This is a genomic window from Lysinibacillus parviboronicapiens (assembly GCF_003049575.1).
In the GTDB taxonomy this organism is placed as follows: Bacteria; Bacillota; Bacilli; order Bacillales_A; family Planococcaceae; genus Lysinibacillus; species Lysinibacillus parviboronicapiens.
On the sequence record NZ_PYWI01000004.1, the window covers coordinates 135577 to 148424 of the forward strand.

Below are 12848 nucleotides of genomic sequence, written 5' to 3' on the forward strand. Positions count from 1 at the left end.
CCTTTCCAGTTATTCATTGTTAGTTCGGTCGAGCATAAATCTCCGTACGTGCAAACATTTTGTCCTACTATAAACGATGCTTAACAAAAAAACACCCCGTAAAGGTAAGTTTGTAGCGCTCCAACTTTCTTATTAATGACGTGTCCCAAATGCTTTTTTTGATATAACCATTGATGATAAAGCCTATGTCGATGCCAGCGAGAAGGTTTAGAATAATGGGTGGAGCAACAAAAAAAAGCGAGTGCTACGTAACAATAGCACTCGCATTCTGTTATAAATTTTCTTCAATATATGTTTCTATATCCCCAGCGATTGTATCAATTGGTACATCTTCATCCTCAGAATAACCATTATACATTTTCACGAGGACACCATCTTTATCGACTAAGAAAAATTGAGAACCATGGATGACTTGGTCACTGTTCGGATCATCTTTCACCCATATTTTCGTTGATTTTTGGGCATATTGCTCAATATATGACTGCGCATAACCTGTAAGAAGATTCCATTTCGAATCATCTGGCACATTATAACGTGCTAAATAATCTGCTAATACTTCGGGTGTATCCACTTCTGGGTCAATTGAAAAGGCCACAATATTATAATCTTCTATTCCTTTATCTTTTAACTTTTCTTGTACTTGTGTCATATTAAATGACATTGGTGGGCAAATTGAAGTGCAATTTGTGAAAACATACATACCCAACCATGGTTTCCCTTTCAAGCTGTCTAAAGAGACTTTTTCTCCACGTTGATTGACATGCTCAAAATCTTGCATTTCCATACTATAATCTGCCTTAAACTTCACATTGCCACATGCACTAAGTACTGTTGCTAACACAAGTAGTAGCACAAGCCCCGTTACTTTATTTTTCATATTAACACACTCCCTACTTACATTACCTTCATCTTATCGAATGGTGTAAGCGTTGACAACCACTCGACGTGACAGCTTTCGTACATCTTTGTGAAATCAATTTCACTTTAATGAGACAAGCACATCATGAATCGCATCCAGTTTTACTTCCAAGCGGTGTAATAAATAAAACGACACTACAATTGGAAAGCCAATATCTGATATCATATTCAACCATTGTTCCATCTATACTTCCCCCCACTATAGAAAGTGCATGTACGCTTTTTAGCAAACTCGTGCTATAGCATAGGCTACTGACCTCTCGTCTCTCCGCTTTTTAGCAGGAGAGCTTCACAATGTTCACTGAAGGAAGCGCAATGCCTTGCGATTTAAAAAATGGCCCTTGCAGTTAATTCCGCAAAGACCATTTTTGAATTACACAGTAGTTAAGTCGAATGTTGAAACTTGACGATCAATGATGCGGGCTCCCTTTATCGCAACAAAAGCACCTGTTTTTACTTCAAAAACGTTTCCCGCAATAATCGTTGCCATGACCTGTTGAATGTCCGATGCTGTAATACTTGGCTTCGGTGCATCAATCGTAATTGTCGCTGTTTTCCCCATGGTTGTTTCGAATTGCAATTCTAGTACTTGGGTCATGATGTTCACCTCCTTGTTTTTCGTGTGTTCGGTTACGATAAATCTGTTGTTTCTTGCTTTACGACACTGTCTAATGGCTGGGTTGAGAGACTTGCCATTGCCTTTGCTACATTCAGTAAGTCCACATTGGAATGCGAACCGTTAAGATTTTGGTACGTTTTTGTAGAAAACTTCGGCTCGTTGTGCTCATCGTGACCAACAATATACTTTAAGCGCAGTGTGGCACCTAAAAAAATTGTATTTGCCATATACCCCACCCCCTTTCTACAGAATATATACTGACAAATTGTAAAAAGAGGGACAATAAGGATGAATTTTTTGGGCCAAGCTTTTATAATAGAGTCAGAGAAGGTAAAGAGGTGAACGGTTTGCAGTTAGAAGGTTGGTTTTTATGGTTTATCTTGTTTTGGGTAGTCGTCCTTATATCCTTAATGGGCATTGGTGGATTTTTCATGTTCCGTAAGTTTTTGAAGGCATTGCCAAAGCAGGATGGCAAATCAGATTTAGATTGGCAAGAATTTTATTTAGATAAAACGATTCATTTATGGGGACAACCTGAAAAGGAGTTCTTATATGAACTTGTAAGCCCTGTACCCGAGTTATTCAGACAAGTAGCCAAAGAGAAAATTGCGGGGAAAATTGGGGAACTTGCTTTAGAGGAAAAAGCGAAAGCTATAGACAACGACTTAATTATTCGCGGCTATATTCAAGCAACTCCGAAGCGTGACCATAAATTTTTACGTAAAAAATTAGATCAGATGCAAATCGACGTATCCCCGTACGAGCACTTATTTGATTAATACGAAAACCCGCACTTTTTGGCAAGTGCGGGTTTTTTGTATTGGTCATGCCTCTGCTAATCGGCAACAGGTATTTCTACTTAAATAGATGATCCAGTGCCTGATAATCTTGCTGATAACGCCCACCGTCGGCTACCTCAGCATGATACAGCGCTTTTAATGCATAATTCTTTTGTAAATCCATTTCAGCCATAAGCTTCTTTAATTGGTCATGCAGTTCACGATGTTCTTTCACGAGCTGTTGCATCTGTGGTTTAAAATATTTCATCTTGTCGTACTCCTCACTTTTTAACGTGCTTCCTAGTATAGCATAAGTAAATCTTGAAAGCAGGTCTATTCGGCGGTTGTGCTGATCTATCCGCCGGTTCAACGACTCTATCCGTCAGTTCTGCTAGTCTATCCATAAAAAAACACACTAGCGTATACGCTAGTGCACTTTCTTTGCATTACATAACCTTTAACGGTACTGTTTTCTTTATTTTTTTATATTGCATGAGCATGGCAATTCGCCAAGGTACTAGCATAGCAAATGCCAAAATCCAGAACATGCCCGCTAACTCACCGACATCTATGGAGCTACTTAAAATTATTTTCGCCACAACGCGGAAAACTAAAAGTCCGATTAAAATAAAAACGAAGGCTTTTGAACGTTTTAAATATATATCCTGACCTTTTACTTCAAATTTAGAAGTAGCTATTAAAATGGTTGAGAACACCATCCCGACAGCAGTAGCCTCTAATATTTGCATTGGCGGTACTCTAAATTGTTCAAATAAAAACATTAACGCACCTGAAGACATCGCGATAGGTGGAATGATAATTTTCTTCTCATTTGTTGGCTTTTTGGAAGCTCTCATACGTATGACCATTACAAAACTACCCATCAAAATGGCCATTATGGTCGAACCGATTACATAATATTGAGAAGGTATATTGCTTAACATGTAAAAATCCTCCTCTAATGTCAAATTAACAACTTTGACCAACTAATTGATCTGCTACAGCCTTTAATTTTTCTGGCTCGAAAGGTTTCGTGATAAAATCTTTCGCACCACTTTCAATTGCTTCAACGATTAATTTTTGTTGACCTAGAGCTGTAACCATAATAATTTTTGCATTCGGAAATTCGGGGATGATTTTCTTTACAGCTGCAATACCTGTCATAACGGGCATTGTTACATCCATTGTTACAAGGTCTGGTTGTAACTCACGATACATTGCTACAGCTTCCTTACCATTGACCGCCTTGCCGACGACCTCATAACCCCATTCACTAAACATATTACTTATTGCAACACGCATAAATAGCGTATCATCCACTACTAAAACTGTAGGCACGTGTTCATCTCCTTCCACGTTAAAGTACAGTATGCCACTTTAGTTTAGCAGATTAGAAGCCTGTAAATCCACCAAAAATAGGCTCTAACATACGCGTGATATACGTTAAACCGTCAAAGAATAATAAAATCCCCACGGCAATCATAATATAACCGCCAACTTTCACGATTTTCTGACTGTGTGTTCGAATCCAAGTCATGCGTGAAATAAAGAAAGACAGCACGAAAAATGGTATCGCAAAGCCTAAATAATAGGCAAACATATAGCTAAAGCCTGAACTTGGGTTTGCGCCAGCCAGTGAAATAATCGACATTAATATTGGACCTGTACACGGTGTCCATCCTGCCGCAAAGGCTAAACCAATTAATACCGATCCAAAATAGCCAGATGGTCGGTTTTGAAATTGGAATTTACGATCCTTCATGAGGAAATCAATTTGTAGTAATCCGACAATCATTAAGCCAAAAACGACGATTAAAATAGCGCCCACTTGACGCAATAATGTTTGATAATTGAGGAAAAACTCTTTAGCTAATGACGCACCAAGCCCGATCATGATGAAAATAATCGAGAAGCCTAGTAAAAAGAATAGTGTGTGCAAAATAGCACGCTTTTGCATCATGCCTCGCTCGGATTTTAGCTCATCTAATGTCATGCCCGTTATGTATGATAAAAATGCAGGATACAGTGGGAGTGTACATGGTGAGATAAAGCTTAAAAATCCAGCACCAAAGGCTAAAAATACGTTAATATCAGTTTCCATATTTTATTATTCGCTCCTTACAGTTACTGCCTCCATCGTACCAAAAAACTAGGTAAAATGCGCCCTTCCTGTTTGTGAACGTTTCATGGCGAAATCATGTTGAAACCGTGAAGTGTTATAACACGTTGAAAGGTCCTTTTGCATTATGCACCGCTAGCCCCTTTTCTGTCAACGTTCACAGCATCATGACAAAAGACGTGAGCGCCTCGATAAATCCCGAGACGATCCCGTCATAACCCTGCAAGGTGTAGCGCATCGTTAATAGTGCTTTTGGCATCACATTAAAATCTGCTTCGTTCCTTCTATTATAATGCAAGTCGATACAATCAATAAATCTCTCGTTAAAATCGCATCACCTGCAGTGGCGTATACCTCTTTGACCACCCCATCCTTTGATGCTTGTACCGTTGTTTCCATTTTCATGCTTGGTTCGCAGACATAATCACAGTGCCACCCAGCAATTTCAAAAGCGATTACAGTTAAAACTAAAACGATACAAGCTATGTCGTTACTCCATAGCCTTTCATTTTTTATTTGCAAACGCCCAAAAAAGTAAAGAATTAGAATGATTGTGACGATAGCTGACCAAGCTAAACTGCCACCGACCGCCTGTAAAATCTTGTGTGAACGTCAAATTTCATACTCCCAAATTTAATTTATCTCCACATTAAATTCATCTTTATGTAGTTGCATCAATGGTTAACGCTCTGTTGTCATCATATCTAGCAGCGATTGTGTCGTTACATCCACGCAAAAAATACCTATGGCTGACACTTCCCCCCTTTCGGTACAAAATAGGTGGATAAACAAAGAGACAATCCTTTCATTTCATCCACATATTTCACAACAGGAGATTAGGTCATCTGATGAATATATGTTACGATATAGTTACTAATTTTTTATATTTCTTAAATTCACACGCATGACATTTATCAGTGAGTAATTTACAAACCATCATGTATAATAAAGCTACCATTACTGCAATTGACAGAAACAAATGAGGTGTAGTTCCTTGGAATTAAAGAAAATTAAACCAAAAAAAATATATGAAGAAGTCGCAGAAATCCTCTATGAAAAAATTCGAGCTGGCGAATTAAAGCCCGGAGATCGCCTAGATTCGGTAGAACAATTAGCCGAACAGTTACAAGTAAGCAGGTCTGCTATCAGAGAGGCACTATCTGCTTTAAAAGCGATGGGCTTAATCGAAATTAAACAGGGTTCGGGCACCTTTGTCAAAAGTATTCAGGCCAACCAACTTGATTTCCCCTTATCGACAGCTATGTTAACTAATAAACAAGATGTCTCCCACCTGCTAGAAATCCGCAAAATTATTGAAGTTGGCGCTGCTGCTAGTGCTGCGATGCATCGAACAGAAGAAGATTTGCAAGCCATGATGCAAATTTTGGACGAAATGAAACGTGTACAAGGTGATGGCGAACTAGGAGAAAAAGTAGATTTTCAGTTCCATTCAGCAATTTCTACAGCCTCTCAAAATCCCCTTCTAGCAACTTTATTAGATCAAGTTTCTGGTTTAATGATTGAAACTATGAGAGAAACAAGACGTCTATGGTTGTTCTCTAAAAAAACGACGAGCGAAAAATTATATGATGAACATATGCAAATTTTCCTTGCTATTAAACATCAAAATGAAGAATTAGCGAAACAAACCATGGCTTCGCATCTAAGTAATGTGGAGAAAGTACTCATGCAATACTTTGAACGGACAGAGTCCATCAACTAATAAGGGCTGTCTCTTCTATGATGGGGAGCTCGGACTGTAGGCAAACTCAAATTCCTTTTAGGTCTGCCAACAGTCTTTTTTCTTTGTAAAATACATAGTAAGAAACCGTTGATTTCGGGTTCGAGTTACTCCCTTTCCGCAGAACGGATTGTCATAAAAATAGATTTTCCGTACGTGCTGTTCCTGCAGGAAGCTTTGCTCTGTAGTGAAAGGCGAATACTGTCAGCAACACTCGCCGCCTACGCGCCAATCAACTTGTATCGCCTACACTATCTTAACCCGAAAAATATTTTTGGGCTTCCTGCGCGCCAAAAACAAGAGAAAATTTTTCCCCCAAGCACGAATATTTATGATGAATACGTCCATGTAAAATAGGCCACGCAGACGGTAGACAAAATCCCCCGAGCGTATCACCTCTCAGGGGATTTTGTCGTTTTTGAAGGTAGTAAAATTCAAGTTTTCACCAGATTTTATGTATGAGTCGTCTCTGTAAACTTTTTTTCAAAGCTTTTATTTTTAGAAAATTTAATATAAACACTTTCTTTCGTCTGAAAAGTTGTAGTATTATAAAAACAATATATTCACCACCTAAGTCATCTGATGACCAGTTGATTTGGTAGTGATGAGGGGAAAAGCTGTATTAAAGGAGCGATGATCATGAAAGTAACACTTTTTGCGACTTGTTTAGTCGATATGTTTCAAGGAGATGTAGGAAAAGCAGTCGTAGAAGTATTAGAAAGACTAGGCTGTACGATAGACTTTCCAGAAAATCAAATTTGCTGTGGACAGCCAGCTTACAATAGTGGTTATGTGCAAGAGTCAAAAAATGCAATGAAAAAAATGATACTGGCTTTCGAACATGCGGAATATGTAGTCTCCCCTTCCGGATCATGTGCCTATATGTTTAAGGAGTATCCAGAAGTGTTTAAAGGCGATGCTGTTTGGGAACCAAAAGCCAAAGCATTAGCTACGAAGACATATGAATTCACTGAATTTATTGTAGATGTATTAAAAATAGAAGATGTTGGTGCTCATTTAGAAGGTACAGCAACTTATCATTCTTCTTGCCATATGACGAGATTGCTTGGTGTGCAAGAGGCACCCATGACATTGTTAAGCCATGTGAAAGGCTTACAGTATATAGAGCTGCCAGGAAAAGAGCGTTGCTGTGGATTTGGCGGCACCTTTTCAGTAAAAATGGGCAATATTTCAGGGCAAATGGTAAGTGAAAAAGTACAAAATGTAGAAGAAACAGGTGCTGATATTTTAATTGGTGCTGATGCTGGTTGTTTAATCAATATCGGTGGTCGAATTGATCGACAAGGCAAACCAATAAAAGTAATGCATATTGCAGAAGTTCTAAACTGTCGATAAACAACTACTATGCAAAAGCCACTTATTATAGCTCCACGACGCATTGGGCTGAGTACTAAGCTAGGCACTAATAACCATTCACATACACACTAATCATCTCCAAGGAGGGTATCAGATGTCAATGAAAACTAGTGATGATCCGTTTAAAAATCGGGTTTCTAAAGAATTAACAAATACGTTTATGCGAGGGGCCGTATCAAGCGCACAAGAACGTTTCCAAACCCGCCGCCTCAAACAAGCGGACGAACTGGGCCATTGGGAGGAATGGCGCTCACATGGTGAAGAAATTCGCCAACATGTGCTAGCAAACTTAGATTATTACTTATATGAATTAAGCGAAAACGTGTCAAAAAGAGGTGGCCATGTCTTCTTCGCGCAAACAGCACAAGAAGCGACAGCCTATATCCAACAAATCGCGAACGAAAAACAGGCCAGAAAAATCGTAAAATCAAAATCCATGGTCACAGAAGAAATTCATTTAAACGCAGCACTAGAGCAACTTGGCTGTGAAGTGATTGAGACTGACCTTGGTGAATACATTTTACAGGTAGATGACCATGAACCTCCCTCCCATATTGTTGTACCTGCCCTGCATAAAAACAAAGAGCAAATTCGTGATGTTTTTAAAGACAAGCAAGGCTACGATAAGACAGAAAAACCAGAAGAGCTCGCACTTTATGTTCGTGAAAAATTGCGTAATGAGTACTTAACCGCAGATATTGGCATTACAGGCTGTAACTTCGCCATCGCAGAAAGTGGCTCCATTACACTTGTCACAAACGAAGGAAATGCTGATTTAGTGACAGCCTTACCAAAAACACAAATTACTGTTATGGGGATGGAAAGAATTGTCCCTACCTTTGAAGAGATGGAAGTACTCGTCAGTCTGTTAACAAGAAGTGCGGTTGGACAAAAGCTAACTAGCTATATTACAACATTAACAGGCATAAAAGATGAAGGTGATACGGACGGACCAGAGGAGTTCCATTTAGTCATTGTCGATAACGGACGTTCAGACATTTTAGGCGGAGAATTCCAACCAATCCTACAATGTATTCGTTGTGCGGCCTGTGTCAATGCTTGCCCGGTTTACCGTCATGTCGGTGGGCATACCTATGGCTCTATTTACTCTGGCCCAGTCGGCGTCGTGCTATCGCCATTACTAGGAGGCTATGAAGATTTCAAAGAATTACCGTACGCTTCCACATTATGCGGTGCTTGTACGGACGCTTGTCCAGTGAAAATCCCGTTGCATCAACTTATTCATAAGCATCGTCAAGTCATAGTGGAAAATGAGGGAAAAGCACCTGTTTCTGAAAAGCTATTAATGAAAGCATTTGGTTTTGGCGCTGCCTCCCCATCCTTATTTAAAATGGCGACAAAAATGGCCTCGCCAGTGATGTCTCCATTTACCAAAGATAATAAGATTTCAAACGGTCCAGGCCCATTGAAAGCGTGGACAGCAGACAGAGATTTTCCAGCACCAAACAAAGAAAATTTCCGTGATTGGTTCAAAAAACGTCCAATAGGAGGCGAAGAATAATGAAGGGTATCATTGAAAACCGCGATACATTTTTAAATAAAATTGCCCATCAGCTAGGGCGAACACCTACAAAAAATATAGAACAACCAATTTGGCAATATCAACCCCAAGATCGTGTCCTAAAAGATGCAACTCAGGACGAATTAGTAGCAGTATTACAAGAGCAATGCCTAAATATCAATACCAATGTAGTCATCACAAATACCGCAAAACTTGCGGATACCCTCCAAACAGTCGTCGACAGTTTTGGTGGCCGCTCCGTGATAACGTGGAAAGATGACCGCTTCCAAAAATATGGACTGTCTCAGTTAATGAACGAACAATGGCCACAAGCAAACATCGATCTTTACGTTTGGAACTCTGCACAACCTGAAGAAAACATTATACAAGCCGAAAAAGCCAACATCGGCATAACCATTAGTGAAATGACACTAGCCGAATCAGGCACGGCGGTGCTATTTAGCGACAAAGATAAAGGCAGGTCTGTAAGTTTTTTACCTGAAAAATCTATCATTTTGATTCCTAAAAGTACTATCGTTCCACGAATGACACAAGCGGCACGCTGGATACGTGAAAAAATGCACAGCGGGGAAAAAGTTGCTTCGTGCGTCAATTTCATCACAGGACCTAGTAACTCTGCGGATATTGAAATGATACTCGTCGTCGGCGTACACGGCCCTATTAAAGCCATTTATATTGTAATTGAAGATCAATAAGTGAAACTTTAGTCAGCGGGGGCTTGCCTTTCCCCCACTAATTGATAGTCGCAGCAATCGGGCTTTTTTGGTCAGCTAATCGAAAAGATGTAAGGTTCAAGTGAAAAACTCCTATCCTCGTATTGTCATACAACCTTACACCTTTTTAAAAATGCCATATAGTATATGATTGCGCGCCTATTAGAGCAAAAATCTATTAGGCTATCTTTGCTACACTAAAAACTGAAGACTCTATACCATCATGATAAAATATCGTTAAAAAGCCTGATACTTTTAAAGTACCAAACTTTTAAGCAACTATATTCCGTTTGATGTACGACCAGACAAGTACTCATTCCAAGTTTATTGAAAAATCACGTCAGGTTCCCCTCCCCGACCCGCTTTTTATCGTTGATGTTTCTAAGGTTGAACGCTTTCCATCACTGGCTCCACCAATTCAGGATGGGCCTCTTTTAGCACAGCTGGTCTTAACAGCACAAGCGTAATGGTAACGATAATGACACTCGTAACAAGCAGAATCCCTGTCGCTGGAAGCGTATCGTATAATATGCCGTAAACTAACATCCCAATCGGCATCATTGACATGGCCATAGTTTCCATCAGCCCGAACACGCGCCCACGATATTCCTCAGAAATGAGCTTTTGCATAAAGACCCCAAGCGGCATATTAATGCCCATTTCAAAAATAGCGAAAATAAAATAGAGACCGATGTAAAAGATAAAAATCGTGATATACGAAAGATTTGTCACTAATGGTATTACTGCAAGCCCTAAACTACCAGATAGAAGCAATAAACTAATCTTTGAGAATCGCAATGGCATTTTAACTTCTGCCTGTGTTGCAAAATAGAGTGAAGCTACTAACATACCAATTGCGCCTGACGCTTGAATAAAGCCAAAATGTGTTGACTCCACTTTCAGTATTTCAATAATAATATAGGTTCCCCCAACAACGATGGCTGAGAAAAATAAATTAATCCATAAAGACAGCCACATCACCACTTTAATGACTTTCTGTTGCTTGATATAACGAAAGCCACTCGCCAGTCCTGCCCATATTTTTTCCTTCTCCACATTCTCTTGTCGTTTACTATATAATTTGAAATCCATTGTTGCCTCTAAACAAAAAGCAATGATATAGGCAACCATATGCACGATTAAAAATACTTCCATCGAGAAAAAGCCATACATCATTCCACCGATAACAGGTCCACCAATAGCAGCTACCGACATCGACATTTGATTGAACGACATCGCACGCTGTAAACGCTCTGGATTCACTAAAGTAGCGATTGCCGAGCTAAACGTTACACCCGAAAACGCTGAGCACAGCGTATAGAATACGGTCGTCACATAGATCGCGTTGACTGATATACCTACTGTCTCCGTATAAAGTAGTAAACCACCCATTGTCAAAACTGTTCCCGCCTGTGCCAATAAAATAGTTCGTTTTTTTGAATAATTATCTGCGACATAGCCTGCAAGTGGCGCCACCAGTGCGCGCGGTAATATGGAACAAATCATATTCGTCGCAAAGCTCATGGCAGAACCTGTCATTGCTAAAATATACAAACTAATACCAAATGACAGGACATGCGACCCTAACATCGCAATCATTTTACTGGCGGTAAAAGTCCATAAATGATAGGTCGCCTTCTTATATTTTTCCGCTTCATTCATCAAAAACCCCTCCATATTTTTAACTAAATTTAAAAGTTTAATTTTATTAAACAAAATATAGCATAGTTCCCTCTTTTCAAGCAAGCAAAAGTTTAATATAATTAAACAATAAAAAGGAGGCGAGGCAGTGGACTCTTTAGGCACTCGAATTCGCAAATTACGAAAAGAACGAAAATTAACATTAGAAGCACTTGCCGCCGACCGTCTAACCAAGGGTATGTTAAGTCAAATTGAAAATGATAAGGCCAAGCCGTCTATGGAAAGCCTAAATTATATTGCAGAACGTCTTGGGGTAAAAGCAAGTGAGCTACTTGAACAAGTAACGCCCACTACAATACGTCCTCTTTTAGAGCAAGTGGAAATCTTGTTTGCACAAGTAAAGCGTGGAGATAAGGACAATCATCAACAACTGGTTGCTATGATTGAGCCCTACGTAGAAGAACTCCCATTTAGCTATGAGGCTGGGCGTTTGCTATATATATATGCAGATGCGCAGTACGAAGCAGGTTTATCGACATGGGAACGGCCATTGCAACAAGCACGACAAATATTTAAAGAAATAAATTTGCTCAGTCATTGGTTTAAAACATATATGTTACAGCTAGCCGTATTAGCTGAAAATCGCCAATATGATGCGGCATACGCCTGTATTTTACAAGTACAAGAGGAAATTAAACAAGAAAATTATCAGTTAGATTCACGTGATATGGGTAAATTGGCTTATTTTATTAGCATCCTTCAGTTGGCTGTTGGAGAGCATGAGGAAGGGAAACAACTCATAAATGAAACCATTACAAATGCTCACCAAAACCAGCTGTATTACCATATTGATGATATGTATCGTATCGCTGCTTATTGTGCCATGATTGATGGGGACTTCGAACAGGCTGAACATCTGATGATGAAGCTGGAGCAATATCGAGTTTTTGTCGAACAAGTCGATGTGGACGCATTTATCTTCGTATTACGAGCACATTATTATAATAATTATACAGGCGATTATCAGCAAGCATTAATGGAAATAGAACGCTTTAAAGCTCTCCACCATGGCGATGTCCAAAAACTGGATGAAAATTTTTATTATGCAGAAAAAGGGAAATCCCTCTATTTTCTTGGTCAGTATTTAGAGGCAAAAGAAGCATTTGAGCACTATAAAGAAATCCCGATGTACATCTCCCATCCATATGATTTGTTAAGTATGAATGAGTGCTTCTCCTATAAAGCCCTTAACTATGCACAGCTTGGTGAGTTAACAACAGCTTACGAAATCGCCAAAAAAGCCTATATGGATTCCAAGGATTTAGTCGACCTTCCCTATAAAGATAAGATTAAGGAAACATATTTAACGATTAAAGCACAGATTAATTCCGTCTAGTA

15 protein-coding genes and 1 pseudogene are annotated in these 12848 nt (G+C 39.3%); 6 read left to right on the forward strand and 10 right to left on the reverse strand.

Annotated elements, in window-relative coordinates; genetic code table 11:
• Positions 1–271: 271 nt before the first annotated feature.
• The 4 genes from C9J35_RS06125 to C9J35_RS06140 form a co-directional block, all read right to left on the reverse strand.
• On the reverse strand, positions 272–877 hold the full coding sequence (locus tag C9J35_RS06125) for an SCO family protein (RefSeq protein ID WP_054768154.1): 606 nt from the start codon (positions 875–877) through the stop codon (positions 272–274).
• A gap of 102 nt (positions 878–979) precedes the next feature.
• Complete coding sequence (locus tag C9J35_RS06130; RefSeq protein ID WP_107923814.1) at positions 980–1102, reverse strand: YvrJ family protein; 123 nt, start codon at positions 1100–1102, stop codon at positions 980–982.
• Between the two features lie 189 nt (positions 1103–1291).
• Positions 1292–1516, reverse strand: a complete 225-nt coding sequence (locus C9J35_RS06135) for a DUF2922 domain-containing protein (RefSeq protein WP_054768153.1) — start codon at positions 1514–1516, stop codon at positions 1292–1294.
• 32 nt (positions 1517–1548) lie between these two features.
• Complete coding sequence (locus C9J35_RS06140; protein WP_107923815.1) at positions 1549–1764, reverse strand: DUF1659 domain-containing protein; 216 nt, start codon at positions 1762–1764, stop codon at positions 1549–1551.
• Between the two features lie 111 nt (positions 1765–1875).
• Between C9J35_RS06140 and C9J35_RS06145 the strand changes: the two genes are divergently transcribed.
• Positions 1876–2316 (forward strand): DUF2621 domain-containing protein, encoded by a 441-nt coding sequence (locus tag C9J35_RS06145; protein ID WP_193767047.1) that lies wholly within the window; start codon positions 1876–1878, stop codon positions 2314–2316.
• Between the two features lie 76 nt (positions 2317–2392).
• On the opposite strand, the gene C9J35_RS06150 is transcribed toward C9J35_RS06145, so the two are convergent.
• The 5 genes and pseudogenes from C9J35_RS06150 to C9J35_RS25040 form a co-directional block, all read right to left on the reverse strand.
• Entirely contained in the window at positions 2393–2584 is a 192-nt protein-coding gene (locus tag C9J35_RS06150) for a hypothetical protein (protein ID WP_054768152.1), read from the reverse strand.
• 178 nt (positions 2585–2762) lie between these two features.
• Entirely contained in the window at positions 2763–3260 is a 498-nt protein-coding gene (locus C9J35_RS06155; RefSeq protein ID WP_107923817.1) for a CcdC family protein, read from the reverse strand.
• Positions 3261–3285: 25 nt separating this feature from the next.
• Positions 3286–3654 carry a response regulator gene (locus C9J35_RS06160; RefSeq protein ID WP_268807910.1) on the reverse strand — a complete coding sequence of 123 codons (369 nt, stop codon included), beginning with the start codon at positions 3652–3654 and terminating at the stop codon, positions 3286–3288.
• A 52-nt stretch (positions 3655–3706) separates the two neighbouring features.
• The gene (locus C9J35_RS06165) at positions 3707–4417 is read right to left on the reverse strand and encodes a cytochrome c biogenesis CcdA family protein (RefSeq protein ID WP_054768149.1); all 711 of its coding nucleotides are present in this window, start codon (positions 4415–4417) and stop codon (positions 3707–3709) included.
• Positions 4418–4693: 276 nt separating this feature from the next.
• A pseudogene (locus C9J35_RS25040) lies at positions 4694–4843 on the reverse strand (biotin/lipoyl-containing protein); the annotation flags it as partial.
• A 586-nt stretch (positions 4844–5429) separates the two neighbouring features.
• Here C9J35_RS25040 and C9J35_RS06175 point away from each other — a divergent pair.
• From C9J35_RS06175 to C9J35_RS06190, 4 genes are all read left to right on the forward strand, one after another.
• Positions 5430–6158 (forward strand): FadR/GntR family transcriptional regulator, encoded by a 729-nt coding sequence (locus C9J35_RS06175; protein ID WP_107923819.1) that lies wholly within the window; start codon positions 5430–5432, stop codon positions 6156–6158.
• 657 nt (positions 6159–6815) lie between these two features.
• Positions 6816–7532, forward strand: coding sequence for a (Fe-S)-binding protein (locus C9J35_RS06180; RefSeq protein WP_107923820.1), 717 nt, complete (start codon positions 6816–6818; stop codon positions 7530–7532).
• A gap of 115 nt (positions 7533–7647) precedes the next feature.
• Positions 7648–9075: a LutB/LldF family L-lactate oxidation iron-sulfur protein gene (locus tag C9J35_RS06185; RefSeq protein ID WP_107923821.1), complete on the forward strand. Its 1428-nt coding sequence runs from the start codon at positions 7648–7650 to the stop codon at positions 9073–9075.
• Entirely contained in the window at positions 9075–9791 is a 717-nt protein-coding gene (locus C9J35_RS06190) for a LutC/YkgG family protein (RefSeq protein WP_107923822.1), read from the forward strand. The genes C9J35_RS06185 and C9J35_RS06190 overlap by 1 nt, the downstream gene beginning before the upstream one ends.
• A gap of 399 nt (positions 9792–10190) precedes the next feature.
• Here the strand turns inward: C9J35_RS06190 and C9J35_RS06195 are convergent, their stop codons facing one another.
• Complete coding sequence (locus C9J35_RS06195; RefSeq protein ID WP_107923823.1) at positions 10191–11471, reverse strand: MFS transporter; 1281 nt, start codon at positions 11469–11471, stop codon at positions 10191–10193.
• A gap of 127 nt (positions 11472–11598) precedes the next feature.
• Between C9J35_RS06195 and C9J35_RS06200 the strand changes: the two genes are divergently transcribed.
• Positions 11599–12846, forward strand: a complete 1248-nt coding sequence (locus C9J35_RS06200) for a helix-turn-helix domain-containing protein (RefSeq protein ID WP_107923824.1) — start codon at positions 11599–11601, stop codon at positions 12844–12846.
• The last annotated feature ends 2 nt before the right edge of the window (positions 12847–12848 follow it).